We start from the raw sequence: 25,101 nt of genomic DNA, 5'->3' as shown, positions 1-25,101 counted from the left end.
CGGGGCCCGGTGGTGGGCTGGTCGGGCTGGTAGAACACGGTTGTGGCGCGTTTTGATCTGACCGATGCCGAGTGGGTGTTGATCGAGCCGCATGTGCCGGTGGCGGCTACTGGGCCGTTGCCGCGTCGGGCGCGGGAGCAGTTCAACGGGATCCTGTGGCGGTTCCGCACCGGGTCGGGCTGGCGCGACGTTCCCGAACGGTACGGGCCCTGGTCCACCGTCTACTCCCGGTTCGACGCCTGGGCCAAGGCCGGGGTGTTCCAGAGGTTGATGGAGGCGCTGATCGCCGAGGCCGCGTCCCGCGGGCAGGTCGGGTTGGAACTGGTCGGCGTGGACTCCACGATCGTGCGGGCGCATCACGAATCGGCCGGACTCGCGATCGCCGGGGAGACCCTCGACGCGCTGGAACAGGCGCTGACCGAGGAAAAAGGGGCTCCGTTGCCCACACAGCAGCGGGTGCTGCGGGTGATGCGCCGCGGCCCGCACCGGACACCGCCGACGCGGGCACGCCTGCCGATCGGGATCGTGCCGCCCTCCGGCGCCGTCGGAAGGCGCGGGCCAAGGCGGCCGGGCTCGGCCGGTCCCGAGGCGGGCTGAGCAGCAGGATCTACGCCGCAGTCGACGCCGGCTGCCGCCGGCGTTCGTGCTCACACCCGGCCAGGCCGCGGACAGCCCACAGTTCCGGACGGTGCTGGACCGGATCCGGGTTCCCGGCCCGGCCGGGCGGATCCGTGTCGACCGGGTCTCCACGCGGCTTGTGATGGCCGAGGGGAGCGGTGGCGTGCGGCGTGTTGCGCCTGCGGCCGTCCCCGGCGGCTTCCAGGGTCTATCGGCGATGTGGTTCTTTTGCGTGCTGTTCCCGGCGTGAGCCCGGACTTGCGTGGTTGGCCGGCGGTGGCGTCGTGGTCACTCTTCTGCCGTCAAGCTGCGTAAAAAGCGCCTTGAAGCAAAACGGACCGACCGCTTCGCTTCCTGGCGCTCTTTGCGTTTGATCTTTGCGTTTTAGATCTTTGAGTTCCTGGCGTTCTCGGTGTTTGTTCTGTTCGCTCTTGGCGTTCTCGGCCTCAGGACTTCCCCGAAGGGCCCTGGTAGTCGTTGGTCACGATCACGATGATGCCGGGGTGTGCGCCTTCGATTCCGTCGAACCGGGGCTTGACCTCGGCCTTCAGCACCTGCCCCAACTGCTGCGCGGACGCTTCCTCGTCGGTCCCCGGTCGGTAGTACACCGTGGTCGTCGGGATCACGCCCTGGGAGTAGTTGCCGGTTCCGGCCACTTCCCAGCCGGCTCGGCGCACGTCGTCCGCGGCCTCCGTCGCCAGCCCGATGGTGGTGCTGTTGTTGTAGACCCGCACCGGGGGCTTGGCGGGGAGCGTCACCGGCGGGGCCGCGGTGGTGGTGGCCGGATTGGTCGTGGTCGCCGGGGTGGTCGTGGTCTCGGCCGGAGCAGTCGGCGAGGATGGTGAGGAGGGCGAGGTCTGGGTGGCGGCGGACGACGTCGTGCCGGGTGCGGTGTCCGTGGTGCCCTGTTGGCTGGAGGGTGGGGTGCTCGTCTGCTGCGCGCCCGAGTCCGAGCCGCCAGTGAAGAGGCTGATGACGCCGATCACCAGGGCCACCGCCCCGACGCCGAGCAGGGTGAAGCCCGCCGCGCGGGTGGGGTGGCTGGAGCCTGCCGGTTCGGGGTTGGTCATCGGCGCTCGACGCCCAGTCGCTTCGCCGCGCGGGCCCTCGCCCGGCCTGACCGCGACCGCCTCAGCCGCTTGACCAGCATGGGATCCGCAGCCAACGCCTCTTCCTTCTCCAGCAACGCGTTGAGCAGTTGGTAATACCGCGTGGGCGACAGGTCGAACAGCTCCCTGATCGCCTGTTCCTTGGCGCCCGCGTACTTCCACCACTGGCGTTCGAAGGCCAGGATCTCGCGCTCCCGGTCGTTCAAACCGTCGTCCGGCCCCTCCGCCGGCACCAGTGCCTCTGCGGCGTCCACTCTGGCTCCTCAGCCGTGCCTCTGCGTGGGTGCCATTACATCACGTGATCTTGATCCGGGTCGGCTCATCGCTCGGCGCGTCACCGACTGCCCGCCGGATAAGCTGGAGGCCATGGCAGTCCACCCCATCGTCATCGCCGGCGAGCCCGTGCTCCACCACCCGACCCGCCCGGTCGAGGTGTTCGACGACGCGTTGCGCACGTTGATCGACGACATGTTCGAGACCATGGCGGCGGCGCACGGGGTCGGCCTCGCGGCCAACCAGATCGGCGTCGACCTGCGGGTGTTCGTCTACGACTGCCCGGATGACGAGGGCAACCGGTTCCGCGGTGTGGTGGTGAACCCGGTGCTGGAGACCTCCGAGATCCCGCTGGGCATGCCGGACCCGGACGACGATTTCGAGGGCTGCCTGTCCGCTCCCGGCGAGTCGTACCCCACCGGCCGGGCGTCGTGGGCGAAGGTGACCGGCTTCGACGGCGACGGCAAGCCCTTCGAGGTGGAGGGCACCGGCTTCTTCGCGCGCTGCCTCCAGCACGAGACCGACCACCTGGACGGGGTCATCTACCTCGACCGGCTGATCGGGCGGCACAAGCGCGCGGCGCGGAAGATGATCAAGGCGAACGGCTGGGGCGTGCCCGGCCTGACCTGGGATCCGGCCACCTCCGAGGACCCGTTCGCCGACGAGGCCGACGACTAGCCCGAAACCCGCTGGACGGCCGGGTGACGATGGCCGCATGTGGAGCAGCCTCGCCGCGCTGGTCGCGGCGTCCTTCCTGATCGCACTGTCGCCCGGCCCCGGCACGGCGCTGGTGCTGCGACAGTCGGTCCGAGGACGTGCGAGCGCGCTGGCGACGGTGTTCGGCATGGAGGTCGCCGTCGCGGTGTGGGCGGTGGCCGCCGCGCTCGGGCTGTCCGTGCTGCTCACGGCGTCCGAGGTGGCCTACCACACGCTCCGCGTCGTCGGTGCGCTGTTCCTGGTCTACCTGGGCGTGAAGGCGTTCCGGTCGGCGAGCGGGCCGGTCGAGGAGGTCGCGCCGCCGGCGGGCCACGCGTTCCGCGCGGGGCTCGTCGTCAACCTCGCCAACCCCAAGCTCGGCGTGTTCGCGATCTCGTTCCTGCCGCAGTTCCTGCCGGCCGGCTCCGGCCGGGGCACGCTGCTGCTGTTCGCGCTGGTCTGGGTGGCCGTGGACACGCTGTGGTACCTGGTGGTGGTCGGCGTCCTAGACCGGGTCCGCGGCTGGCTCACCCGTTCGCGGGTGCGCCGGACGCTGGAGCGCGTCTCCGGCGGCGTGCTGGTCGCGCTGGGCCTTCGCCTGGTGTTCGACCCGCGCTGACCGCCGCCACGGCAGCTCCGGGAACCCGGCCAGCTCGACGTGCGACGTGCAGGTGGCCAGGTCGGCGTACCCGCCCGCGAGGACGTGGGCGCGGATGCGCCGCACCTGGCCCACCGTCGGCAGGTCGCCGACGAGCAGGAACGGCAGCAGCAGCCGCCACGCCCGCGCGACGGTCGGCCGTCGTCGGTGTGGCGCGCGCAGCACCGCCCGCGCCACCCGTAAGGCGTGCTCGCCCGCGGTGATGGCGTCCGGGAACCCGGCGTGGTCCCACGACCACCGCAGCGCCTCCGCCATCGCGCACCGCACGCAGTCCACCGGCCCCGCGCCCAGCTCACTCGCGCACTGCGAGCACGAGATGAGCGTCATGGCCCAGTCGGTGCACGTCCACGGGTGCCGGCCCACCTCGTCGGCGAGGACGAGTTCGGCCAGCTCACGCTCACCCGCGCCGCCTTCGGCGAGCTTCTCGGCGGCCAGCAGCTCCTGCCAGTCGAGCAGCCAGTACTGGTCCACCAGCTCGGCGCAGAAGCGGCACCCGGGGTAGCCGCGGCCCGCCAGGTCGCCGCACGACGGGCATGCCGAAACCGCAGCGGGGCGGTCCACGCGCCGCGCGCCGGGCGGGAACGGCTGGTGATCAGCCACGCGGAGAAAGGTACGCGCAAACCGGCCCCCTTGGCATCCGCACGGTCGCCTCGTTATGGTCGGCCGGACAACTCAACATCGCGGGAGCTCGCGCCACAGCGGGCTGAGAGGGCGGCTGGAGCGATCCGGCGCCGCCGACCGCCTGAACCTGACCGGGTAATGCCGGCGTAGGGAGGAATGTCGTGACGGCACTTGACGACCGTTCGGTGAAACCCAGCGTCACCACCGGGCCGATCTCCGGCTCGCACAAGGTCTACCGCGAGGTGGCCGACGGCGTGCGGGTTCCTTTCCGCAGGGTGGAGCTCACCAACGGCGAGCATGTCGATCTCTACGACACTTCCGGTCCGTATACCGACCTAGACGCGACGATCGACGTCCACAGTGGACTTCCCGCGCTGCGCGCGGACTGGATCGCCGCGCGCGAGCCGATCAACGGGGCGGTGACCCAGCTCGCGTACGCCAGGGCCGGGGTCGTCACGCCGGAGATGGCCTACATCGCGGCACGCGAGAACATGAGCCCCGAGTTCGTGCGGGAGGAAGTGGCCCTCGGCCGGGCCGTGATCCCGCTGAACCGGCGGCACCCCGAGGCCGAGCCGATGATCATCGGCAAGAAGTTCTTGGTGAAGATCAACGCGAACATCGGCAACTCGGCGGTCTCCTCCTCGATCGAGGAGGAGGTGGAGAAGATGGTGTGGGCGTCGCGCTGGGGCGCCGACACGATCATGGACCTGTCCACCGGCAAGCGGATCCACGAGACCCGCGAGTGGATCATGCGGAACGCGCCGGTCCCGGTCGGCACCGTGCCGATCTACCAGGCGCTGGAGAAGGTCAACGGCGATCCGGCGGAGCTGTCCTGGGAGGTGTACCGGGACACCGTGATCGAGCAGGCCGAGCAGGGCGTCGACTACATGACGGTGCACGCGGGCGTGCTGCTGCGGTACGTGCCGCTGACCGCGCGCCGCGTCACAGGCATCGTGTCGCGCGGCGGGTCGATCATGGCGGCCTGGTGCCTGGCGCACCACCGGGAGAGCTTCCTCTACACGCACTTCGAGGAGCTGTGCGAGATCCTGCGCGGCTACGACGTGACGTTCTCGCTGGGTGACGGCCTGCGGCCGGGTTCCATCGCGGACGCCAACGACGAGGCGCAGTTCGCCGAGCTGCGGACGCTGGGCGAACTGACGCACGTCGCGCGGTCGCACGACGTGCAGGTGATGATCGAGGGCCCCGGCCACGTCCCGATGCACAAGATCGCGGAGAACGTGCGGCTGGAAGAGGAGTGGTGCGGCGAGGCGCCGTTCTACACCCTCGGGCCGCTGGCCACCGACATCGCGCCGGGGTACGACCACATCACGTCGGCGATCGGCGCGGCGCAGATCGGCTGGCTGGGCACCGCGATGCTGTGCTACGTCACGCCGAAGGAGCACCTCGGCCTGCCCAACCGGGACGACGTGAAGACCGGCGTGATCACATACAAGATCGCGGCGCACTCGGCGGACCTGGCAAAGGGCCACCCGGCCGCGCAGGACTGGGACGACGCGCTGTCCAAGGCCCGCTTCGAGTTCCGGTGGCAGGACCAGTTCAACCTGGCCCTCGACCCGGACACCGCCCGGTCGTTCCACGACGAGACGCTGCCCGCCGAGCCGGCGAAGACGGCGCACTTCTGCTCGATGTGCGGGCCGAAGTTCTGCTCGATGAAGATCACGCAGGACGTGCGCCGGTACGCCGAGGAGCGCGGACTGTCCACAGTGGAGGCGATCGAGGCGGGCATGGAGGAGAAGTCGCACGAGTTCTCCGGCCACGGCAACAAGGTCTACCTCCCGGTGGTCGACTGATGGCGGTCGCACCACCGAAGGTCCTCACCATCGCCGGGTCCGACTCCGGCGGTGGTGCGGGCCTGCAGGCGGATCTGCGGACGCTGTTCGCCTGCGGGGTGCACGGGATGACCGCCGTGACGGCGGTGACCGTGCAGAACTCGATGGCCGTCACGGGGTACACCGAGATCCCGCCGGAGGTGGTGGCCGCCCAGATCGAGGCGGTGGCCACGGACATCGGCGTGGACGCGGCGAAGACCGGGATGCTGGCGTCGGCGGCGATCATCGAGGCGGTGGCGGAAGCCTGCGACCGAGTCTACATAGGACAATCGATCCCGTTCGTGGTGGACCCGGTGGCGGCATCCATGCACGGCCAACAACTGCTCGCCGACTCGGCGCTGGACGCGTTGCGCACGGTGCTCTTCCCCCGTGCGACGTTGGTGACGCCGAACCTGGACGAGGTGCGGCTGCTGACCGGCGTGGAGGTCCGTGATCACGCGGACCAGCGAAAGGCGGCCGAGGCGCTGTTCGAGTTCGGTCCGCAGTGGGTGCTGGTCAAGGGCGGCCACCTGTGGGACGACCCCGGATGTCTGGATGTCCTTTACGACGGCTCGAAGTTCATCGAGCTGCCCGGTCCGCGTTATGACGTGAAGGACACGCACGGCAGCGGTGACACGTTGGCTTCAGCCATCACCTCGCGACTCGCACGCGGAGAGGACGTGCCCACGGCGGTGCGTTTCGGCAAGGAGTTCATCATCCGCTCGGTGGCCGCGGCCTACCCGTTGGGTGGCGGGGTAGGGCCGGTTTCGCCGTTGTGGCGACTGGAGGGCGGGTCCGGGCAGATCTGAGGGTCCGGCCTGAGGTTCGGGCGGGCCTGAGGTTCAGGCGGACCTCAGGGTTCCGTCCGGTTGCCGGCGCTGGGCCAACCGGCGCAGAACTTGTGCGTCTAGTAAGACATGAGCGCACGACAGGACGCCTACATCGCGGAGCTGGTGCTGAGCCAACCCGAGGTGGTCGCGGCGATGTTCTTCGGCTGCGTGGTCATCGGGGCACTGGCCCTCGCGGTGGCCCGGTGGCGGGGGTGGCGACCCGTGCCTTCGGCGTTGGCCGGGTGCGGGTTGGCACTCGCTTTGGCGGTGACACTGGCCCGGCCCGGGGTGTTGGACGCGGGTGTGTGGACCACCGATCCGGTGGGCATGTGCATTGCCAACGACTTTTCTCTGACCGGGTCGTTGGAGCGCCTGAACCTGCTGATGCTGATGCCTTTCGCGTTCTTCGCGACGTTGGCCACTCGGCGGCCTGTGGTGGTGCTTGCGCTGTCCGCCGGGTTCAGCGGGGGTGTGGAATTGGTGCAGGCCACCACCGGGTTGGGCGTTTGTGAGGCGCAGGACTTCTACAACAACAGTGTTGGGGCGCTGGTGGGAGTGGTGGTCGGTGGGGTGATCACCGCTGTGGCACGTCCTACATCGCGTGCACCTCGGGATCCGGTTGCTACCGGGTGAGGCTGTGGCGTGCCCGGTCTTGGCGTATTTCGGTCTTGACGGGTTTCGGTCTTGACGGGTTTCGGTCTTGAGCGGATTTCCGGTCATGGCGGGTTCGGTCTTGGTGGCCGCTCGGTGAGTCGGCTGTCGCTCTCAGCTTAGATTCCCGGTTTTGTCGTACCCCCGTGGTTGGGTATGCGTCGGGGGTGCTCGGGTTGAGGGGACCTCTGCGGAGCGTGCCCATCTGCTGTTGAGGCTGCGGTCTACCGCCTCTGCTGCGCGGAGTCGAACTGCTTTCAAGCGTCGCTCGCCGCTGGGCAGGCCGCCAAGGATGATCACAAGAGCAGGACCCGGGCGTCGTGCCATCCCCGTATGGCCAGGTCAAAGACAACCACATGCGTCAAGGGGAGGCCGTCTTGGTGTCCTTCGACCGCGCGACCGACCTCCCCTTGACACATGCGGTTCCCTGCGGGCAGGCCATACGGGGATGACACGCAGCCCACCGACCGGTGTGCGCGGCTGCGCGCGCCGACGCTTCAAGCGGCGCGAAGCGTGTCGACTGCTTCCGGCGGCGCGAAGCGTGTCGACTGCTTCCGGGCGGCGTGGAGCGTGGTGGCGGCCGGCGAGTGTTGAGCTTGCCGCGTCGGGTTGGGTCAGCCGGCTTCGCCTACTAGTTCCTCTAGGGCTGGTAGGGCGTTGACCAGCGCTGACTGGTGTTCGGGGGACAGTTCTTCGATGCGTCGCTGCAATTCTCGGACGCGGGCCGAGCGGACGCCCGAGACCATCGTTTCGCCTTCCGGCGTCGGCGTTGCCAGCCATGCTCGGCCGTCTTGCGGGTCGGGGTCTCGGCGTACGTAGCCGGCTTCGACCAGTGCCGCGACGATTCGGGACAGGGTTGGCGGTGCCACGCCTTCCTTGGCGGCCAGGTCTCCCAGGCGCATGGGGCCGCAGCGCGCGAGCGTGGCCAGCGCGGATACTGCTCCGGGGCCGAGTCCTGGCGACCCGGTTCGGCGCAGCAGGCGCGACAGCCTGCCGATCGCGAGGTACAGCCGGGCGGTGGCGTCCTCGACTTGCTCGGCAGCCACGGCACCTCCTACGGGCACGACGGAATGAACCAGAAGCATCCATCATGCCTTGTGCCCCGACCACCGCCCGTCGGGTGATCAACGAATCAGGCGTCCGGCGCAGGGCTGGAGGCGTGTGCCCAGAAGCGTTGCGGGATTCGGCCTGCCAGTCGGGCCAGTCGGCCCGCTTCCACGGCGGCCCGCATCGCCGCCGCCATCCGGAGTGGATCCTGTGCTCTGGTCACCGCAGTGGCCAGCAACACAGCGGAACAGCCCAGTTCCATGGCGAGTGCGGCGTCGGACGCCGTGCCGATGCCCGCGTCCAGGACCACGGGGACGTTGGCGCGGGCCACGATGAGTTCGATGTTGTGCGGGTTGCGGATGCCCAGACCGGTGCCGATGGGGGAACCCAGTGGCATCACGGCCGCGCAGCCGACGTCTTCCAGGCGGCGGGCCAGCACCGGGTCGTCGTTGGTGTAGGGCAGGACCACGAAGCCGTCGTCCACAAGCTGTTCGGCGGCGTCCAGGAGTTCCACCGGGTCCGGCAGCAGGGTTTGTTCATCGGCAACGACTTCCAGCTTGACCCAGTTGGTCTCCAACGCCTCCCGGGCCAGGCGCGCGGTCAGCACGGCCTCCGCCGCGCCACGGCAGCCTGCGGTGTTCGGCAGCACGGAGATGCCCAGGCGGCGCAACAACTCCAGTACTCCACCGCCCGAGGAATCCAGGCGCCGCATGGCCACCGTCGTCAGTTCCGTCCCGGACGCGACCAGTGCCCGCTCCAGCACCGACAGGTTCGCCGCGCCGCCCGTGCCCATGACCAGACGCGACCCGAACTCGCGTCCGGCGATGACCAGAGCATCGTCCACGTCAGCCTCCCTGCACAGCGGTGAGCACCTCGACGGCGGAACCGTCCGACACCGGGGTGGAGTGCCAGGCCGCCCGGGGCACGACCTCGCCGTCCAGCGCTACGGCCACCCCGGACGCCGGAGCGCCCAACAGATCGAGAACCGACGCGACGGTGGAGCCGTCGGCCAGTTCCCGCTCCTCGCCATTCACCCGTGCCTTCACCTGTTTCCTCCTTCGCGGTCGTCGTGCAGCAGGGTCAGCACCCGGCGCGCGGTCACCGGGGCCAGCAGCAGGCCGCTGCGGTGGTGGCCGGTGGCCGCGATCACTCCGGGGGCCAGCCAGTCGATGACCGGCATGTTGTCGGGGCTGCCGGCGCGGAAGCCGGCGGCGGACTCGGTCAGTGCGTATTCGACGATCGCCGGCCAGACTGTCTCCGCGTCACGCAATAGGTCCCGTACGCCGCCTACCGTCACGTCCCCGTCGAAGCCTGCCTCGTACTGGGTCGCCCCGACCACCAGGCCGTCGGGCCTGGGCACCAGGTAGACGGGGCGGCCCGACACGTGGGCTCGGATTGTGTGTTCGGGTGGCGGCAGTGCTCCGGGGCGGGTTGTCAGGCGCAGGATTTCGCCCTTGATGGGCCTGATCACGTCACGTAGCGCCGGGTGCAGGTCGCGGCTCCATGCGCCGGCGGCGATCACCGTCACAGTGGCGTCCACTGTGGATTCCGGCGGCGATTGATCGGTGAACTGAACATTGTGCTCACGACAAATCCGGCGTAACGCGGCCAGCAGGGCGCGGTTGTCGACGGAGAGGTCGCCGGGCACCGACAGTCCACTTCGGACCGATGGGCCCAGACCTGGTTCGTGGGAACGCAATTCGCGACGGGTCAGGCGGGTTGCCGGCCGGCCCATCCGAGCCAGGTAGGCGCGGAGTTGGTCCAGGACCTCCGCGTCGGCGGTGTCGGTCGCCACGGCCAGGGTGCCCGCCTCGTTGAGCGGCACGCCCAGCTCGTTCGCGAACCCCGGCCACAGGGCCATCGACTCGACACCCAGCGCCAGCACGTCTTCGTCGCCCGGCCAGGCCTCGGTGATGGGCGCGAGCATGCCGCCGGCCACCCAGGAACCGCCGTGCGGCGAGGCGTGGTCGACCACGGTCACGTCGAAGCCCGCTCTCGCGGCGAACCACGCGACGGACAGGCCGATGACACCGCCGCCCAGGACGGTCACTCGACTCGCACTTGCCAAGGCACTCACGCTCCCTGCGCCGGCATGACCCGGATCAGGTTCGACGGTCGGAGCGAACCACGCTCCCTCTCAGCCCGGTGTTCTCCAGGCTCCCGTGCGGACCGCCTCCACCGTAGCGCACGTTTCCGGCCGGCGGTTACCGTGCGGCCGTGCCAGGACTCGACGGAACCCAGATCAGGCGACGGCTCGCGGACTCGCGGCTCTACCTCTGCACGCCCACGCGTCCGGACCTCGCGGAGTTCGCCGACGCCGCGCTCGCCGGTGGCGTGGACATCGTGCAGTTGCGGGACAAGGGGCTCGAAGCCAAGCAGGAGATCGCGGCGCTGGAGGTGTTGGCCGAGGCGTGCGCGCGGCACGGTGCGCTGCTCGCGGTGAACGACCGGGCGGATGTGGCGTTGGCCGTGGACGCCGACGTACTTCATCTTGGGCAAGATGATCTGTCGGTCAACGTTGCTCGCAAGATCGTTGGCGAGAAGACTGTCGTCGGACGATCGACCCACGACGTGACCCAGGCGCGGGCTGCGGCCGTGGAGGCCGGGGTGGACTACTTCTGCACCGGGCCGTGCTGGCCGACGCCGACCAAGCCCGGTCGGCCCGCGCCGGGGCTGGAGCTGGTCCGGGCGACGGCCGGCACCACCGACCGGCCGTGGTTCGCCATCGGCGGTATCGATCGGGGGCGGCTGTCGGCGGTCTTGGCCGCCGGCGCGGACCGGGTGGTGGTCGTGCGGGCCATCACCGAGGCGGACGACCCCCGGGCCGCCGCGTCCTCGTTGAAAATTCAACTAAAGGGCGTAGAGTCGTCGGTGTGATGCCTGTGCTGTACCTGGGCCACGGGGCTCCCCCGCTGGCCGACGACGAACGGTGGACCGGCGAGCTGAGGTCGTGGTCCGCCACGCTCCCGCGCCCGGCGTCGATCCTGATCGTGTCCGCCCACTGGGAGGAGCAGCCGCTCACCCTCGGCGCGACCACGACCGTGCCGCTGACCTACGACTTCTGGGGCTTCCCGCAGCGGTACTACGAGGTCACGTACGAGGCGCCGGGTGCGCCCGAGCTGGCCACGACGGTCGCCAAGCTGGTGGACGAGCCGGTCGCCCAGGACCCCGCGCGCGGCCTGGACCACGGCGCGTACGTGCCGCTGAAGGAGATGTTCCCCGAGGCGGACATCCCGGTGCTCCAGATGTCCATGCCGACCCTCGACCCGCGCCGGCTGTTCGAGGTGGGCCGCAAGCTCGCCCCGCTGCGCGACCAGGGCGTGCTGATCATCGGCAGCGGGTTCATGACGCACAACCTGAGCTGCGTCGACATGCGCACCGGGCCGGACTACCGGCCGCCGGGCTGGTCGGCCGAGTTCGACGACTGGGCGGGGCGGGCGCTGGCCGACAAGGACGTCGACGCCCTGCTGGACTTCCAGCGCAAGGCCCCGGCCGCCGGTATCGCGCACCCGCGCACCGAGCACTTCGCGCCGCTGTTCGTGTCCCTCGGCGCGAGTGCCGGCCAGGACGCGACCACGACGGTCGACGGCTTCTGGTACGGGCTGTCCAAGCGGTCCGTCCAGTTCGACTGAGGTGGGAACACCCTCCGGGCCAGGAGGAGGAAGTGCGGGCCCGGAGGGTGTCCTTCAACCGGAGCGCGGTCTGCAGGGGTGACCGCGCGCCCCGAGCCCTCAGCCGGTGGTCAGCCGCAGACCGTAGACGCTGAGGATCTCGTTGAGCGGCTGGAAGTAGGTCGTGCCGCCGGACGAGCAGTTGCCCGAGCCGCCGGAGGTCACGCCCTGCGCCTGGCCGAAGCCCGAGCCGGCCACCCACGAGCCGCCGGAGTCACCCGGCTCCGCGCACGCGGTGGTGCGGGTGAGGCCGCTCACCGAGCCCTGCGGGTAGTTCACCGTCTGGTTCTTGCCCTGGACGGTGCCGCAGCGCCAGCCCGTCGTGGAGCCCGAGCGGCAGATCGACGCGCCGACGGCGGCCTCGGTGTTGCCGCGCACGGTCACGTTCGTGCCGTTGTGGCGGTTGACCCACGGCCGCGAGGTCCAGTTCGCGTTCGTCGCCACCCAGGCGTAGTCGTTGCCCGGGAATGACGAGCCGCGGAACGTCCCCTGGGACACGCGGTTGTGGCCCGTGGTGGTCGCGCCGGTGCGCCCACAGTGGCCGGCCGTCACGAAGCCGCCGGTCACGGCGAAGCCGACCGAGCAGCGGCTGCCGCTGCCGATGTAGTAGGCGTCGCCGCCGCGGGTGTCGTACAGCGGAGTGGGCGACTCGTCGACCTCGACCACGCGCACGGCCGGGCTGATCGCCTTGGCCGTGGCGACGAACCGGTCGGCCGCCGCGTCGCGAGCGTGCCGGTTGATCTCCACCACGACGGTGTTGCTCGCGTCGTCCACCCGCCAGCCGGTGACCGAGACCGGTGCGGAGAGGGTGTCCAGCGCGGTCTTGGTGCCCGTCAACCGGCGTTGCGAGTACGGGACGACCTTGACGTCGGCGCCCACGGCACGGACGGCGTCTGCCTTGACACTGTCCGTGACACCGACCGTCAATTTGCCGGTCGCCTGGTCGATCCAGGCGCCGGCGAATGTGTCTCCGAGCACACCGCGCGCTTGTGCCTCCAGATCACCCGACCTGGCGTCGTTCGCCAGACGGACGCGCGCTTGCTCGGCATTCAGGCCCAAGTCGCGTTGCACCGCTTGGAGCAACTCGGCTGGGTAGCTCTCCGTGTCGGAGGAGCTTGCCCCATAGGGGGCGGCAGGGTCCGCAATCGCCGGTACGCTGAGAGCTGTAGCCGTGCCGGTGGCGAGCAAGGCAGCCGCGGCAAGGCGGGCCGCACTCGTGCGGTTCATGTAGGCGTCTCCCTCATCTTCGGGTGCAGGGAACCCGAGAGCCTGGTTGCAGGGACCGCTCTCGGGGGCTCTAGGGGGACGGGTGGTGGGGCGGCGGCAGGGGTCGCCCCACCCCTTTTCTTTTCGCCGTCAGGTCAGGTGTCAGGTCAGGCTCGTATCGGGCGAGCGGCGCTCGGAGCTGCCGCACGGCGCCTCCTTCCCCGGTCTCTACCGACCAGTACTCACCCGTTCGAGCGACGTTATAACCCTGTTACCTATAACGGCTCAGTCCATCTGAGGGCGAAGTGTGTCACAGCTCACGACTATTTGACTGCGCTGTGTAGCATTTGACAGTTAACTCTCACTCAAGGTAGTGAGACGATCACCGATTTGGGGTGTTTTGCCAGAAGTGAGAGACACGGCGATTCATGGCCCTGACGTGTGAATGGCACTCCTCCGATCAGGTGATACCGGAGGACTTCCGGTGATTGCGGGAGTAGTCACCGACGGCGGCGGTGTCGTGGTCGGCGCAACGGACGATCCGCTGGTCGGCGTGGTGGTGGTCATGGGTGACGTGGTGTTTCTCCCGGATCGGTGATCCCCGGCGGCCGGTTCGGCAGGCGGGTGAGCCGGAGCCTCGACCGTGGGAGAGGGAACGGCGGCGGCGAGTACTCGGTCAGCACCGTCAAATGTGATGAGGCTCACACCAAAGATGAGGGTCGCGCTGAGCGCGGCTGCCGTCCAGTGCACCTTCGTGCGTTCGATTCGAGTACTGGTTGACGGCGGCTCCGATGATGCTGACCACGCCGGCCGCCGCCGCGCCGGCCGCGGCCACGCCGACCGCCGCCGCGCCGACCGCAGTTCCCGCCAGGTTGAGCCTCGTGCCGAGCACAGCGGCGGTGAGCGGGTCCAACGCGCCCGCGACCACGCTGGCGGGCTTGATCTCCGGCTCGTCCATCGTTTCGGAGGACGGGTCGTTGGCGCGGGCGGTCGGCCCGAGGTGAGGATCGTCCCCATGGCACTCGTGACGATCTCCGACATCCGCGCCGCAGCCTCGCTGATCGCCCCGGCGGTCGTGCGCACTCCCCTGCTGCGGTTCGACGACCGGCTGTCGGTGAAGCCGGAGAGCTTGCAGCCGGTGGGGGCGTTCAAGATCCGGGGGGCTTATCACGCGTTGGCGCGGCTGTCGGACGAGGTCCGGGCGCGTGGGGTGGTGGCGTATTCGAGCGGGAACCACGCTCAGGCGGTCGCTTTCGCGGCGCACGCGTTCGGGGTGCCGGCGGTGATCGTGGTGCCGGAGAACGCGCCCGCGGTGAAGGTCGCGGCCACTCGGGCCTGGGGTGCTTCGGTGGAGCTGGTGCCCATGGCGGAGCGGGAGTCGCGGGCTCACGAGCTGGTCGACTCGCTCGGGGCGACGTTGATCCCGCCGTTCGACCACCCGGATGTGATCGCCGGGCAGGGGACGGTGGGGCTGGAGATCGTCGCCGACCAGCCGAAGGTGGACGTGGTGCTGGTGCCGGTGAGCGGGGGCGGGTTGATCTCCGGGGTGGCGGCGGCGGTGAAGGCGTTGCGGCCGGCGGCTCGGGTGGTCGGGGTGGAGCCGGAGTTGGCGGCGGACGCGGCGGAGTCGTTGCGGGCCGGCGAGTTGGTGGGGTGGCCCGCGGCGGAGCGGGAGCGGACTTCGGCGGACGGGTTGCGGGCGGAGCCCTCCGAGCTGACGTTCGCGCACATGCGGGCCTATGTGGACGACGTGGTGACGGTGTCGGAGGACGAGATCGCCGGCGCGGTGCGGCGGTTGGCCCGGGATCTCCGGCTGGTCGTGGAGCCCAGTGGCGCGGTCGCCGTGGCGGCGTACTTGCAGCGGGCCGAGGAGTGGCCTGCGCGGACCGTCGCGATCGTGTCCGGGGGGAACGTCGATCCGGAGGTCTTCGCCCGGATGATCTAGCCACAGACGAGTCGAGCGGGGCAGCAATAGTCGGTTCGCAGATAGTCAGTTTGCGTACAGATGGCTTCATTGGTGGAGAGACAGACAATCTGCCCACAGATGGACCCGATAGTGGAAGGGCAGACGGTGTGCGTGCAGATTGATGCGGCGGTGTCTCCACAGATGGTCTGGACGGCGATCGTTCAGGCACGCACGCGGGCTGGTGGGGCGTCCACGCCGCAGCTAAGACATTCGCGGCCGGGTTTCTGGGGCCGGAGGACGTTGTTGTCGGTGCCCAGGGCCAGCAGGCCGCCAATGGCCGCCGCGACGGCGCAGACCAGAAGTGCCGTCTGCCAGCCGTCGGTCAGTGCGGCAGGGTCGGCGTACTGCGCGCCGGACAGGCCGGCCAGCGGCGGGAGGATCGCCACCGCCACCAGGCTGCCGGTGCGGGCGACCGCGTTGTTCACGCCGGACGCCACGCCCGCGTACCGGTCGGGGGCGGCGGCCAGCACGGTCGCCGTCACGGGCGCGACGACCGCCGCCAGGCCGAGGCCGAAGACCAGGACTCCGGGCAGCACGCCGGTCAGGTAGCTCGCCGGTCAGGTAGCTCGCGCCCGGTTCGGCTCTCCGAAGTAGCAGCATGCCGGCAGCCACGAGCAGAGGTCCGACGACTAGCTGGGTTTTGGGCCCTATTCGCTGCGCCAGCCGACCGGATCGCGCGGACAGCGCGAGCATGATCAGGGTGATCGGGAGCCCGGCCAGGCCGGCCGCCGTCGGGGAGTAGCCGAGCGACACCTGGAGCTGGAGGACCATCAGCACCATGACCCCGCCGAGTGCCGCGTAGACCAGCAAGGTCAGGGCGTTGGCCAGGGCAAATGTTGTATTGGTGAACAATTGAGGCGGGACCAGCGGGTCACGGCCCAGGCGTTGGAGCACGACGAACGCGGTGAGTCCCGCGATGCCCACAACCGCCGCCGTGACGACCAGCGGATCGAGGCCGCGGGCGGGGGATTCGACCAGTGCCGCGGTGAGTCCGGCCAAACCCAAAGCTCCGACTATTGACCCCACGATGTTCGGGTGGCCGGTGAGTTCCTCGTCCCGCGACTCGGGCACGTGACGGCGGGCGAGCCACACGCACGCGACGGCCACCGGCAGGTTGATCAGGAACGCCAGCCGCCACGACCAGGCCTGGACCAGCAACCCGCCGAGCAGCGGACCCACGGCCGCCGCGACACCGGACAACCCCGACCAGGCGCCGATCGCCCGTGCGCGGTCGTCCCGGACGAACGCGGACTGGATGATCGCCAGCGAGCCCGGTGTGAGCAGCGCGCCGCCGACGCCTTGGAGCACGCGGGCGGCGACCAGCAGCTCCGTGTTCGGGGCGAGCCCGCAGAGCAGCGACGCCGCGCCGAACCAGATCACGCCGAACGTGAAGACCTTGCGGCGGCCGTAGCGGTCGCCGAGCGAGCCGGCCACCAGGATGAGCGACGCGAGGGACAGCAGGTAGCCGTCGAGGATCCACTGGAGGCCGGCCACGTCGGCGCGCAGTTCCGCGCCGATGCGGGGCAGGGCGACGTTGACGATGGTGCCGTCGAGCATCGCCATGCCCGAGCCGAGGATCGTGGTCGCCAGCACGGCTCTGGCGCGCGGAGTGCCCCACTGGACGGTGTCAGCCACCTGGTCATTGTGCTGGTCGAGGGCGTTGTCCGGCCGATCGGCCGACCGGGATGTCGGTGGTCGCCGGCAGGATTAGCCCCAGGGGGCGGTTTGCCGGGAATGTCGGTGGCGCCTGGGACAATGTGCTTCGGGGGGCGCTTCGTCCGGATTGTCGGTGCCTCGTGGGACGCTCGGGGGTTACCCGCGTTGAGCGCTCAGCGGTTCGGCAGGAGCGCTGAGCGCAGCGGCTCGGAGTGCGACGGGCCCGGAGTGCGACGCGCGACGGCACGGCTCGACTGGACCGCTCGGCTGGCCGGGTGTCGAGCGCTGGGCCAAGGGGCTGCGCGGCTTCCGTCGACGTGCGCTGCGAAAGGCTCCTGCCAGGGCTGATGTGCCGAGGGGTTCCCACCGCCGATGACGCTCGGTCGGAGAGAACCCCCGCCCGGGCTAGTCCGTCGGCCTGTTCAGGGTGGCCACGAACTTGTACCTGTCACCCCGGTACACCGAACGGACCCATTCGACCGGGTTGCCCTCCGTGTCGAACGAGTGCCGGGACAGCAGGAGCATCGGCAGGCCGATGTCCGCGCCCAGCAGCTCGGCCTCCTCGGGCGAAGCCAGCGCGGTCTCAATAGTCTCCTCGGCGTGGCCCATCTCTACGCCGAAGCGCTCCCTCAGCACCTGGTACAGCGACGCGCCGGGGGCCAGGTAGCGGCGCAGGCCGCGGAACCTGCCGAGCGCCAGGTGGGTGGTCTCGATGGCCATCGGCTCGCCGTCGGCCAAGCGCAGGCGGTGCAGGCGGAGGACCTTGGCGCCCGCCCGGACGCCCAGCAGCCTCGCCAGTTCGGCTTCCGCGGGCATCTCGGACGCCTCGATCAGGCGCGACGAAGGCTGCCTGCCCTGCGCTTTCATGTCCTCTGTGTACGACGAAAGCTGAAGCCGTTGCGCCACCTTGGGTTCCGCCGCGAACGTGCCTTTGCCCTGCACGCGCAGCAACCGGCCCTCGACGGTGAGTTCCGCGAGCGCCTGCCGCACCGTGGTGCGCGACACGTCGAACTCCGCTGCCAGCGAGCGTTCGGTCGGGATCGGCGATCCCGGTGGCAGCGCGCGCAACAGGTCGAGCAGGTGCCGCTTGAGTCCCCAGTACTTCGGCTCCCGCTGCGCGCGAGACCGGGCGTCGACGCCTGCTGCCGGGCTCGTCTCCAGCATGCCTTCCTCCTCGCACCTTGCCAGCGCTCCCAGCACAGGATGCCTTGTCCACGTCGGATCGTGCGCCCGAACCCCCGACAAGAGTCCGGAAATTGATCCGATGACTTTGCAACGTCTCGGCAACGTCCTTGACATGCCCTGTGGCGAGGCACACTCTAGGCCGCATTGGTCTACACCACTTTAGGCGTTCCGGTCGCTGGGACCGGGCATTGGGAAAGGGCGCACAACGTGAAGGGCTGGAGAGGACTGGCCGTAGGTGCCGCCGCACTCGCGGTGGCCGTGGCCGGATGTGGCACGAGCACCGACAAGGGCAGCGGCAACTCCGGTGAATCCAAGACGCTGACGGTCTGGTTGATGGACGGCTCCGCGCCGACCACCCTGACCGAGGCGCTGAACAAGGAGTTCCAGGACTCGCACCCCGGCGTCACCGTCAAGTACGAGATCCAGAAGTGGACCGGCATCCAGGAGAAGCTGACCACCGCTCTGACCAGCAACACGCCGCCGGACGTCATCGAGCTGGGCAACACCCAGACGGCGAAGTTCGCGGCCGAGGAGACCCTGCTCGACCTCAGCGGCGACGTCTCCAACCTCAACGGCAACGAGTGGCTCGGCGGCCTCAAGGACTCGCTGACCTGGGACGGCAAGCAGTACGGCATGCCGTTCTACGCCGCGAACCGCACGGTGATCTACCGGACCGACCTGTTCCAGGCCGCGGGCATCACGGACACCCCGAAGTCGCGTGACGAGTGGGTCGCCGCGATCGAGAAGCTGAAGACGGCCAACGCGGCCGACCCGGAGTTCCAGTCGCTGTACCTGCCGGGCCAGTCCTGGTACGCCCTGCTGTCCTTCATCTGGGACGAGGGCGGCGACGTCGCCAAGGCGCAGGGCTCCGCGTGGGCCGGCGCGCTGAACACCCCCGAGGCGAAGGCCGGCCTGGACTTCTACAAGAAGCTGGTCGACACCTCCGCCACCAAGGCGCCGAAGGACGTGGACGAGGCCACGCCGCAGCAGTTCGAGGTGTTCGCCAAGGGCAAGGTCGGCATGATGATCGGCCTCCCGTGGGAGCTGGGCAGCGCCGTCAAGGCCGACCCGACCCTGAAGGACAAGACCGCGGCGTTCCCGATCCCGTCCAAGACCTCGGGCAAGACCGCTCCGGTGTTCCTGGGCGGCTCGAACCTGGCGATCCCGGCCGGCTCCAAGAACCAGGACCTGGCCAAGGAGTACCTGAAGCTGCTGAGCTCCGCGAAGTACCAGGACCAGCTCGCCGAGGGCGGCGCGGTGCCGGGCACCTCGAAGGACACCGCGAAGCTGGCCACCAGCCCGCTGGGCAAGGCCCTCGCCGCGTCCGCCCCGAACGGCAAGGTCACCCCGACCACGCCGGCGTGGGCTGCCGTCGAGGCCGGCCAGAACCCGCTGAAGGACATGCTGACCGCGTACCTGACCGGCGCCAAGTCGCTGGACCAGGCCACCGGTGACGCGAACGCGGCGCTCTCCAAGACGCTGGGCGGATGACCTCAGCATGACGGCGGTTCACACCACCGACGCCGCGGTGCCGACGAACTCGTCGGCACCGCGGCGTGCCGCGAAGGGCGGCGCGCCGCGCCGTCGGGGCAGCGCCTTCGACCGGTTGTTGCCCTACCTGCTGCTGGCCCCCGCGCTGATCGCCATCCTGTGGCTGGTCGGCTGGCCGGTCCTCTCCCTGCTGGTGACCAGTTTCCGCAAGCTCAACCTACGCGAGCTGACCCGCGGCGAGGTCGTCTGGGTGGGCCTGGACAACTACGTGGAGATCCTCGGCGATCCGGGCTTCTGGCTGATCGCCGTGCGCACCATCGTGTTCACCGCGGTCGTGGTGGGTGTCTCGGTGCTGGCGGGTCTGCTGATCGCGCTGCTGATGCGGCAGATCAGCCCGGTGGTGCGGATCGTGCTCCAGATCGCCATGCTGCTGGCCTGGGCGATGCCGCTGCTCGCGGCGACCACGGTCTACCAGTGGATCTTCGACCAGCAGTACGGCATCCTCAACAAGACCCTGGTGAAGCTCGGCTTCGACAGCTTCGCCGGGTACGGCTGGTTCTCCACCGGCACGTCCACGCTGGCCGTGATCGGGCTGCTGATCGTCTGGCAGGCCATCCCGTTCCTGGCGTTCTCCCTGTACGCGGGCGCGATCGGCATTCCGCGCGACCAGTACGAGGCGGCGTCGATCGACGGCGCGACCGCGTGGCAGACGTTCCGCTCGGTGACGTGGCCCGAACTGCGCCCGCTGCTGCTGATGCTGACGTTCCTGTCCATGCTGTGGGACTTCAAGGTCTTCGCGCAGATCTGGGCGTTCCGGAAGGGCGGCCCGGACGGCGCCAGCACCACGCTGCCCGTCTACCAGTACCTGGAGGGCATCTCCAAGAGCCACTTCGGTGTCGCGGCGGCGGTCTCCGTGGTGATGATGGCACTGCTGGGCCTGCTGACGATCCAGTACCTGCGCCGGCTGATCAAGCAGGAGGGCACGCTGTGACCACGAAGAAAGTCTCGTCGAACGTGGTCGGGCTCGTCCTCGCACTGCTGTTCGCCTTCCCCACCTACTGGATGGTGTCCTCGGCGCTCAAGCCGACCAAGGAAACGCTCACCACCGGCTACGACCTGATCCCGTTCTCGGTCACCACGACCAACTTCGCGAACGCGTGGGCCAAGCCGGGCTTCCTCAGCTCGCTCGGCAACAGCCTGCTCGTGTCGCTGACCGCGGTGCTGGCGGCGATCGTCGTCGGCCTGCTGGCGGCGGTCGCCATGTCCCGCATGAGGTTCCGGGGCCGCAAGAGCTTCGTGATGCTGATGCTGGTGGCGCAGATGGCGCCGTTCGAGGCGCTGCTGATCCCGATGTTCCTGATGATGCGCGACCTGGACCTGCTGGACCGGCTGCCGTCGCTGGCGCTGATCTACTTCGCGGTGACGCTGCCGTTCTGCGCGTGGACGTTGCGCGGGTTCGTCAACGGCATCCCGCTTGAGCTGGAAGAGGCGGCGATGGTGGACGGCTGCGGCCGGTGGGGCGCGTTCCGCCGGGTGACCCTGCCGCTGCTGGGCCCGGGCCTGGTCGCCACGTCGGTGTTCGCGTTCGTCACGGCGTGGAACGAGTTCCTGTTCGCGCTGTCGCTGATCAAGGACCAGACCAAGGAGACGCTGCCGGTCTGGCTGTCCGGCTTCCAGACGAACTTCGGCACCGACTGGGGTGGCGCGATGGCCGCTTCGGCGCTGTTCACCCTGCCGGTGCTGGTGTTCTTCCTGATCGTGCAGCGCAAGATGGTCACCGGTGTCACCGCCGGTGCCGTGAAGGGGTAGACGACATGTCCTTGCACCAGCTCGCCGCGGCTGTGCTGCTACCGGGATTCCACGGGACGACGGCTCCGGACTGGTTGCTCAAGAGGGTGGCGGACGGGCTCGGCGGGGTGGTGCTGTTCGGCCGCAACGTCGTGGACGACGCCCAGGTCACGTCACTGACGGCCGCGTTGCGCGGGGTGCGGCCGGACGTCGTGGTCGGGATCGACGAGGAGGGTGGCGACGTCACCCGGCTGGACTTCGGGCGCGGGTCGGAGGTGCCGGGGAACCACGCGCTGGGGGCGGCGGGCGACCTGGGGCTGACCCGCGCGGTGGCCGCGTCCATCGGGGCGCGGCTCGCGGCGTGCGGGGTGAGCCTGAACCTGGCGCCGTCGGCGGACCTGGTGCTGACGCTGGACGACCCGGTGATCGGCGTGCGGTCCTTCGGGTCCGACCCGGTGGCGGCGGGCCGGCACGTGGCCGCGTTCGTGGAGGGGATGCAGACCGTCGGCGTTGCCGCGTGCGCCAAGCACTTCCCAGGTCACGGTGCGTCCACTGTGGACTCCCACGAGGCGCTGCCGGTGCTGCCCCGGACGGTGGAGGAGCTGCGGGACGTCGAGCTGGTGCCGTTCCGCGCGGCCGTGCAGGCGGGCGTCCGGTCGATCATGACCGGCCACCTGGTGGTGCCGGCGTGGGGCTCGCTGCCCGCGACGCTGAACCCGAACGCGGTGGCCGCGCTGCGGGACGAGCTGGGCTTCACCGGCGCGATCATCACCGACGGGCTGGACATGAAGGCCGTGGGCGGCGACCTCGCCCAGGGCTCGGTCCAGGCGCTGACGGCCGGCGTGGACGCGCTGTGCCTCGGCGGCGAGCCGTTGGACGACGCCGGCCTGCAGTGGCTGATCGACAGCATCGTGGCGGCCGTGGAACGCGGTGAGCTGCCCCGGTCCCGGCTGGAGGAGGCCGCCCGGCGCACCGCCGCCCTCGGCACGCCTCCCGCCGCCGTGGACGGGCACGACCCCGAGATCGGGATGCGGGCCGCGCGGAAGGCGCTGGAGGTGCACGGGACGCTGAAGCTGTCCGGTCCCCCGGTGGTGCTGGACCTGGCCGTCGCGCCCTCCATCGCGGTCGGCGAGGTGCCGTGGGGCCTCGGGCCGTACCTGGTCGAGCGGGTGCCCGGCACGACCGTCCTGGACACCCGCGCGGCCGACGAGGTTGCGGCGGCGGCCGAGGGGCGGACCATTGTCGTCGTGACCAGAGAGGCGCACCGCCACCCGTGGGCTCGCGAGCTGGTGCTCTCCCTGGTTAGTATTGGTCTAGACCTTGTGCACGTCGAGACCGGCGTGCCGGGTCCGGACCTGGGCACCGCTGCCCGCGTGAACACCCATGGCGGTTCACGGGTGTGCCTGCGAGCAGCGGCAGAGCGCATCGCCGCCAGCACCTGAGAAGGGCCATCCGATGACCGACCACCAGCCCGGCAGGCACATGGCGGCCGAGATCGACCAGCAGCCCGCGATCTTCGCGGACCTGGTGTCCCGGCGCTCCTCGTTCGCGGCGGTCGCCGAGGCGATCCGCGACCGGCAGCCGCGGTTCGTCCTGCTGGCCGCGCGCGGGTCGTCCGACCACGCGGCGATCTACGCGAAGTACCTGACCGAGGTGCTGCTCCAGCTCCCCGCCGGTCTGGTGTCCCCGTCCACCACCACGCTCTACGGCGCGCGGCCCGACCTGCGGGACGTGCTGGTCGTGTCGGTGAGCCAGAGCGGCGGGTCGCCCGACCTGCTGGAGGTCACCCAGTCGGCGCGGGCCCGCGGTGCGCTGACGGTGGCCGTCACGAACACCGCCGACTCGCCGCTGAACGGCGCGGCCGAGCTGGCGGTCGACGTCGGCGCGGGCGTCGAGCAGGCGGTCGCGGCGACCAAGACGTACTCGGCCACACTGCTGGCGCTGTACCTGCTGGTGGACGCGATCCGCGGCGGCAACGGCTCGGCGGTCGAGGGACTGGGCGAGCTGGCGCAGTCCACTTTGGACCTTTCGGCGGACGCGGTGGCGGAAGCCGTTCAGCGGTACCGGTTCGTGGACCGGGTGCTCACCACCGGGCGCGGCTACTCGCTGCCGTCGGCGTTGGAGTCGGCCCTGAAACTGGCCGAGACCAGCTACCTGGCGGCCCGCGCGTACTCCGGCGCGGACCTGCTGCACGGGCCCGTGGCGGCGGTGGACGGCGAGACGGCCGTGCTCGCGGTGACCAGCGCGGGCAAGGGCGGCGAGGCCATGCACGACGTGCTGGACGTGGTGCACGGCCGTGGCGCGGACGTGCTGGCCGTGGGCTCGGCGTCGGACAAGGTCGCGGCGGCGCTGCGCATCCCGGTCGCGGAGACGGCCGAGGAGGTCGCGCCGATCCTGGAGATCCTGCCGGTGCAGCGGCTGGCCCACGGGCTGGCGCTGGCCCGCGGCGGCGACCCGGACAGCCCGCGCGGGCTGAACAAGGTCACCCGCACTCGTTAGACCGCAACGGAAAACGGCCCGGCGTTCAGACGAACGCCGGGCCGTTCCCGTCGGTCTACCTGGCGGTGGCGAGTTCGGGGCTCAGGTCGATCTCCGCGTCGAAGACCACCTCGCCGTCCACCCACACCTTGCGCGGGCGCAGGTCGTCGTCCCACCACACCAGGTCGGCCACCGCGCCGGGCGCGAGCCGGCCCAGGGTGGGCTCGCCGAGCACGTCCGCCGGGACGATCGTGGCCGCCGCCAGCGCGTCCGCCACGTCCACGCCGACCGACACGATGTTGCGCACCGCCCGGTCCAGGGTGAGCGCGCTGCCGGCGATGGTGCCCTCCGGCGAGCGCGGCACGCCGTCCTCGGCGAGCAGCACGTCCGCGCCGCCCAACTGGTAGCGGCCCGGCGGCATCCCGGCGGCGGCCACCGCGTCGGTGACCAGCGCGACCCGGTGCCCGGCGGCGTTGAACACCAGGCGGCACACGTCCGGGCCCACGTGGGCCAGGTCGGCGATCAGGCCGAGGGTGAAGCGGTCGTCCACCAGCGCCACGCCCGGCACGCCCGGCTCGCGGTGGCCGAGCGGGCGCTGCGCGTTGAACAGGTGGGTGACCATCCGCGCGCCCGCTTCGGCGGCGGCCCTGGTCTGCTCGCCGGTCGCGTCGCTGTGGCCGACCGCGACCAGCACGCCCGCCGCGGCCAGCCGGCGCACGGCGGCCAGGCCGCCCGGCTGCTCCGGGGCCAGCGTGACCATCCGCAGCGCGTGCCGCAGGTCGTCCGCCAGCAGCAGGTCGATCTCCGCCGGTCCGGGCTCCACCATCAGCGCGGGGTCGTGCACGCCCGCCCTCTTCGGCGACAGGAACGGCCCTTCCAGGTGCACGCCGAGCGGCCGGGCGCCGGGGCTGTCCGGCAGCGCGGCGGACGCGGCCAGCACCGCGCGGGCCTGGCGCAGCGCGACCGGCACCGGCGCGGTGATCAGCGTCGGCAGGAAGCGGGTCACGCCGGTCCTCGGGAGGGCTCTGGCGACGCTGCGCATCCCCTCGGCGTCCACCTCGGCGAAGTCGACCCCGACCGCCCCGTTCACCTGCACGTCCACCAGGCCCGGGGTGAGCAGCCCGTCGGTCAGCACCTCGGCGTCCGCGGGCGGTTCGCCCGTGATCACCTCGACGACCCGCCCCGCCCTGACGCGCACGCTGACGGGACCGGTGATGGTGCGACCGAGCAGTGCTCGCGGAGCTGCGACAACCGTGTCCAAGGTCCCTCCTCAAATGGTCCAGACCATTATGGCCGTAACCGACCGGCGGCGTCACGCATGGTTAGAA

At 70.4% G+C, this 25,101-nt stretch carries 26 protein-coding genes, 1 pseudogene and 2 riboswitches; of the genes and pseudogenes, 16 read left to right on the top strand and 11 right to left on the bottom strand.

Going from position 1 to position 25,101, the window contains the following annotated elements:
- Positions 1-42: 42 nt before the first annotated feature.
- Together ACQPZF_RS02405 and ACQPZF_RS02400 are read left to right on the top strand one after the other, a co-directional pair.
- On the top strand, positions 43-597 hold the full coding sequence (locus tag ACQPZF_RS02405) for an IS5 family transposase (RefSeq protein WP_433267768.1): 555 nt from the start codon (positions 43-45) through the stop codon (positions 595-597).
- 91 nt (positions 598-688) lie between these two features.
- Entirely contained in the window at positions 689-868 is a 180-nt protein-coding gene (locus ACQPZF_RS02400; protein WP_433267766.1) for a hypothetical protein, read from the top strand.
- 196 nt (positions 869-1,064) lie between these two features.
- Here ACQPZF_RS02400 and ACQPZF_RS02395 read toward each other — a convergent pair whose 3' ends face one another.
- Together ACQPZF_RS02395 and ACQPZF_RS02390 are read right to left on the bottom strand one after the other, a co-directional pair.
- Positions 1,065-1,688 carry a LytR C-terminal domain-containing protein gene (locus ACQPZF_RS02395; RefSeq protein WP_433267764.1) on the bottom strand — a complete coding sequence of 208 codons (624 nt, stop codon included), beginning with the start codon at positions 1,686-1,688 and terminating at the stop codon, positions 1,065-1,067.
- Positions 1,685-1,981, bottom strand: coding sequence for a DUF3263 domain-containing protein (locus ACQPZF_RS02390; protein WP_433267762.1), 297 nt, complete (start codon positions 1,979-1,981; stop codon positions 1,685-1,687). The genes ACQPZF_RS02395 and ACQPZF_RS02390 overlap by 4 nt, the downstream gene beginning before the upstream one ends.
- A gap of 112 nt (positions 1,982-2,093) precedes the next feature.
- Between ACQPZF_RS02390 and ACQPZF_RS02385 the strand changes: the two genes are divergently transcribed.
- Together ACQPZF_RS02385 and ACQPZF_RS02380 are read left to right on the top strand one after the other, a co-directional pair.
- Positions 2,094-2,678: a peptide deformylase gene (locus ACQPZF_RS02385; RefSeq protein WP_433267760.1), complete on the top strand. Its 585-nt coding sequence runs from the start codon at positions 2,094-2,096 to the stop codon at positions 2,676-2,678.
- Between the two features lie 37 nt (positions 2,679-2,715).
- Positions 2,716-3,315: a LysE family translocator gene (locus tag ACQPZF_RS02380; RefSeq protein WP_433267758.1), complete on the top strand. Its 600-nt coding sequence runs from the start codon at positions 2,716-2,718 to the stop codon at positions 3,313-3,315.
- Here the strand turns inward: ACQPZF_RS02380 and ACQPZF_RS02375 are convergent.
- Entirely contained in the window at positions 3,202-3,954 is a 753-nt protein-coding gene (locus tag ACQPZF_RS02375) for a hypothetical protein (protein WP_433267756.1), read from the bottom strand. The genes ACQPZF_RS02380 and ACQPZF_RS02375 overlap by 114 nt on opposite strands.
- 70 nt (positions 3,955-4,024) lie before the next feature.
- Positions 4,025-4,147, top strand: a riboswitch (TPP riboswitch).
- Between ACQPZF_RS02375 and thiC the strand changes: the two genes are divergently transcribed.
- The 3 genes from thiC to ACQPZF_RS02360 all read left to right on the top strand — a co-directional run bounded on the left by thiC (position 4,137) and on the right by ACQPZF_RS02360 (position 7,267).
- Entirely contained in the window at positions 4,137-5,786 is a 1,650-nt protein-coding gene (thiC, locus tag ACQPZF_RS02370) for a phosphomethylpyrimidine synthase ThiC (protein ID WP_433267754.1), read from the top strand. It overlaps the preceding riboswitch by 11 nt.
- Positions 5,786-6,613, top strand: coding sequence for a bifunctional hydroxymethylpyrimidine kinase/phosphomethylpyrimidine kinase (thiD, locus tag ACQPZF_RS02365; protein ID WP_433267752.1), 828 nt, complete (start codon positions 5,786-5,788; stop codon positions 6,611-6,613). The genes thiC and thiD overlap by 1 nt, the downstream gene beginning before the upstream one ends.
- Positions 6,614-6,721: 108 nt before the next feature.
- Positions 6,722-7,267 (top strand): VanZ family protein, encoded by a 546-nt coding sequence (locus ACQPZF_RS02360; RefSeq protein WP_433267750.1) that lies wholly within the window; start codon positions 6,722-6,724, stop codon positions 7,265-7,267.
- Between the two features lie 632 nt (positions 7,268-7,899).
- On the opposite strand, the gene ACQPZF_RS02355 is transcribed toward ACQPZF_RS02360, so the two are convergent.
- Genes ACQPZF_RS02355 through thiO form a run of 4 tightly spaced genes read right to left on the bottom strand, consistent with a single transcriptional unit; the run spans position 7,900 to position 10,382 of the window.
- The gene (locus ACQPZF_RS02355; RefSeq protein WP_433267748.1) at positions 7,900-8,370 is read right to left on the bottom strand and encodes a MarR family winged helix-turn-helix transcriptional regulator; all 471 of its coding nucleotides are present in this window, start codon (positions 8,368-8,370) and stop codon (positions 7,900-7,902) included.
- 47 nt (positions 8,371-8,417) lie between these two features.
- Positions 8,418-9,176: a thiazole synthase gene (locus ACQPZF_RS02350; RefSeq protein WP_433267746.1), complete on the bottom strand. Its 759-nt coding sequence runs from the start codon at positions 9,174-9,176 to the stop codon at positions 8,418-8,420.
- 1 nt (position 9,177) lies between these two features.
- Positions 9,178-9,378, bottom strand: coding sequence for a sulfur carrier protein ThiS (gene thiS / locus ACQPZF_RS02345; protein ID WP_433267744.1), 201 nt, complete (start codon positions 9,376-9,378; stop codon positions 9,178-9,180).
- Positions 9,375-10,382 (bottom strand): glycine oxidase ThiO, encoded by a 1,008-nt coding sequence (gene thiO / locus ACQPZF_RS02340; RefSeq protein WP_433267742.1) that lies wholly within the window; start codon positions 10,380-10,382, stop codon positions 9,375-9,377. The genes thiS and thiO overlap by 4 nt, the downstream gene beginning before the upstream one ends.
- 12 nt (positions 10,383-10,394) lie before the next feature.
- Positions 10,395-10,506: riboswitch (TPP riboswitch) on the bottom strand.
- 43 nt (positions 10,507-10,549) lie between these two features.
- Here thiO and thiE point away from each other — a divergent pair.
- Positions 10,550-11,209 carry a thiamine phosphate synthase gene (thiE, locus tag ACQPZF_RS02335; RefSeq protein WP_433267740.1) on the top strand — a complete coding sequence of 220 codons (660 nt, stop codon included), beginning with the start codon at positions 10,550-10,552 and terminating at the stop codon, positions 11,207-11,209.
- The gene (locus tag ACQPZF_RS02330; RefSeq protein WP_433274398.1) at positions 11,209-11,964 is read left to right on the top strand and encodes a dioxygenase family protein; all 756 of its coding nucleotides are present in this window, start codon (positions 11,209-11,211) and stop codon (positions 11,962-11,964) included. The genes thiE and ACQPZF_RS02330 overlap by 1 nt, the downstream gene beginning before the upstream one ends.
- A gap of 99 nt (positions 11,965-12,063) precedes the next feature.
- Here ACQPZF_RS02330 and ACQPZF_RS02325 read toward each other — a convergent pair whose 3' ends face one another.
- A complete protein-coding gene (locus tag ACQPZF_RS02325; RefSeq protein WP_433267738.1) occupies positions 12,064-12,882 on the bottom strand; it encodes a S1 family peptidase in 819 nt (272 codons plus the stop codon).
- Positions 12,883-14,000: 1,118 nt separating this feature from the next.
- Here ACQPZF_RS02325 and ACQPZF_RS02320 point away from each other — a divergent pair.
- Positions 14,001-14,213 carry a hypothetical protein gene (locus tag ACQPZF_RS02320; RefSeq protein ID WP_433267737.1) on the top strand — a complete coding sequence of 71 codons (213 nt, stop codon included), beginning with the start codon at positions 14,001-14,003 and terminating at the stop codon, positions 14,211-14,213.
- A gap of 11 nt (positions 14,214-14,224) precedes the next feature.
- A complete protein-coding gene (locus tag ACQPZF_RS02315) occupies positions 14,225-15,154 on the top strand; it encodes a threonine ammonia-lyase (protein WP_433267735.1) in 930 nt (309 codons plus the stop codon).
- 182 nt (positions 15,155-15,336) lie between these two features.
- Here the strand turns inward: ACQPZF_RS02315 and ACQPZF_RS02310 are convergent.
- A pseudogene (locus ACQPZF_RS02310) lies at positions 15,337-16,738 on the bottom strand (MFS transporter).
- A gap of 498 nt (positions 16,739-17,236) precedes the next feature.
- Positions 17,237-17,995 carry a GntR family transcriptional regulator gene (locus ACQPZF_RS02305; RefSeq protein WP_433267733.1) on the bottom strand — a complete coding sequence of 253 codons (759 nt, stop codon included), beginning with the start codon at positions 17,993-17,995 and terminating at the stop codon, positions 17,237-17,239.
- A 228-nt stretch (positions 17,996-18,223) separates the two neighbouring features.
- On the opposite strand from ACQPZF_RS02305, the gene ACQPZF_RS02300 reads away from it, so the two are divergent.
- The 5 genes from ACQPZF_RS02300 to ACQPZF_RS02280 are packed head-to-tail and all read left to right on the top strand — an operon-like array spanning position 18,224 to position 23,794.
- Positions 18,224-19,507, top strand: coding sequence for a sugar ABC transporter substrate-binding protein (locus tag ACQPZF_RS02300; RefSeq protein ID WP_433267731.1), 1,284 nt, complete (start codon positions 18,224-18,226; stop codon positions 19,505-19,507).
- A gap of 7 nt (positions 19,508-19,514) precedes the next feature.
- A complete protein-coding gene (locus ACQPZF_RS02295) occupies positions 19,515-20,498 on the top strand; it encodes a carbohydrate ABC transporter permease (RefSeq protein ID WP_433267729.1) in 984 nt (327 codons plus the stop codon).
- The gene (locus ACQPZF_RS02290) at positions 20,495-21,316 is read left to right on the top strand and encodes a carbohydrate ABC transporter permease (protein WP_433267727.1); all 822 of its coding nucleotides are present in this window, start codon (positions 20,495-20,497) and stop codon (positions 21,314-21,316) included. Before ACQPZF_RS02295 ends, ACQPZF_RS02290 begins: the two co-directional genes overlap by 4 nt.
- Positions 21,317-21,321: 5 nt before the next feature.
- Positions 21,322-22,737, top strand: coding sequence for a glycoside hydrolase family 3 protein (locus ACQPZF_RS02285; protein WP_433267725.1), 1,416 nt, complete (start codon positions 21,322-21,324; stop codon positions 22,735-22,737).
- Between the two features lie 13 nt (positions 22,738-22,750).
- A complete protein-coding gene (locus ACQPZF_RS02280; protein ID WP_433267723.1) occupies positions 22,751-23,794 on the top strand; it encodes an SIS domain-containing protein in 1,044 nt (347 codons plus the stop codon).
- Between the two features lie 55 nt (positions 23,795-23,849).
- On the opposite strand, the gene nagA is transcribed toward ACQPZF_RS02280, so the two are convergent.
- Entirely contained in the window at positions 23,850-25,034 is a 1,185-nt protein-coding gene (nagA, locus tag ACQPZF_RS02275) for an N-acetylglucosamine-6-phosphate deacetylase (RefSeq protein ID WP_433267721.1), read from the bottom strand.
- Positions 25,035-25,101 lie beyond the last annotated feature (67 nt).

The sequence above is a fragment of the Actinosynnema sp. CS-041913 genome, from assembly GCF_050942485.1.
GTDB lineage: Bacteria > Actinomycetota > Actinomycetes > Mycobacteriales > Pseudonocardiaceae > Actinosynnema.
The sequence above is the reverse complement of the archived record's forward strand: the minus strand, read 5'-3'. Positions and strand labels throughout refer to the sequence as shown.

Coding starts and splice junctions, on each gene's coding strand:
- ACQPZF_RS02395 (WP_433267764.1), bottom strand. CDS start 1,688: ATGACCAACCCCGAACCGGCAGGCTCCAGCCACCCCACCCGCGCGGCG.
- ACQPZF_RS02385 (WP_433267760.1), top strand. CDS start 2,094: ATGGCAGTCCACCCCATCGTCATCGCCGGCGAGCCCGTGCTCCACCAC.
- ACQPZF_RS02380 (WP_433267758.1), top strand. CDS start 2,716: ATGTGGAGCAGCCTCGCCGCGCTGGTCGCGGCGTCCTTCCTGATCGCA.
- thiD (WP_433267752.1), top strand. CDS start 5,786: ATGGCGGTCGCACCACCGAAGGTCCTCACCATCGCCGGGTCCGACTCC.
- ACQPZF_RS02360 (WP_433267750.1), top strand. CDS start 6,722: ATGAGCGCACGACAGGACGCCTACATCGCGGAGCTGGTGCTGAGCCAA.
- ACQPZF_RS02355 (WP_433267748.1), bottom strand. CDS start 8,370: ATGCTTCTGGTTCATTCCGTCGTGCCCGTAGGAGGTGCCGTGGCTGCC.
- ACQPZF_RS02330 (WP_433274398.1), top strand. CDS start 11,209: ATGCCTGTGCTGTACCTGGGCCACGGGGCTCCCCCGCTGGCCGACGAC.
- ACQPZF_RS02320 (WP_433267737.1), top strand. CDS start 14,001: ATGATGCTGACCACGCCGGCCGCCGCCGCGCCGGCCGCGGCCACGCCG.
- ACQPZF_RS02315 (WP_433267735.1), top strand. CDS start 14,225: ATGGCACTCGTGACGATCTCCGACATCCGCGCCGCAGCCTCGCTGATC.
- ACQPZF_RS02305 (WP_433267733.1), bottom strand. CDS start 17,995: ATGCTGGAGACGAGCCCGGCAGCAGGCGTCGACGCCCGGTCTCGCGCG.
- ACQPZF_RS02295 (WP_433267729.1), top strand. CDS start 19,515: ATGACGGCGGTTCACACCACCGACGCCGCGGTGCCGACGAACTCGTCG.
- ACQPZF_RS02285 (WP_433267725.1), top strand. CDS start 21,322: ATGTCCTTGCACCAGCTCGCCGCGGCTGTGCTGCTACCGGGATTCCAC.
- ACQPZF_RS02280 (WP_433267723.1), top strand. CDS start 22,751: ATGACCGACCACCAGCCCGGCAGGCACATGGCGGCCGAGATCGACCAG.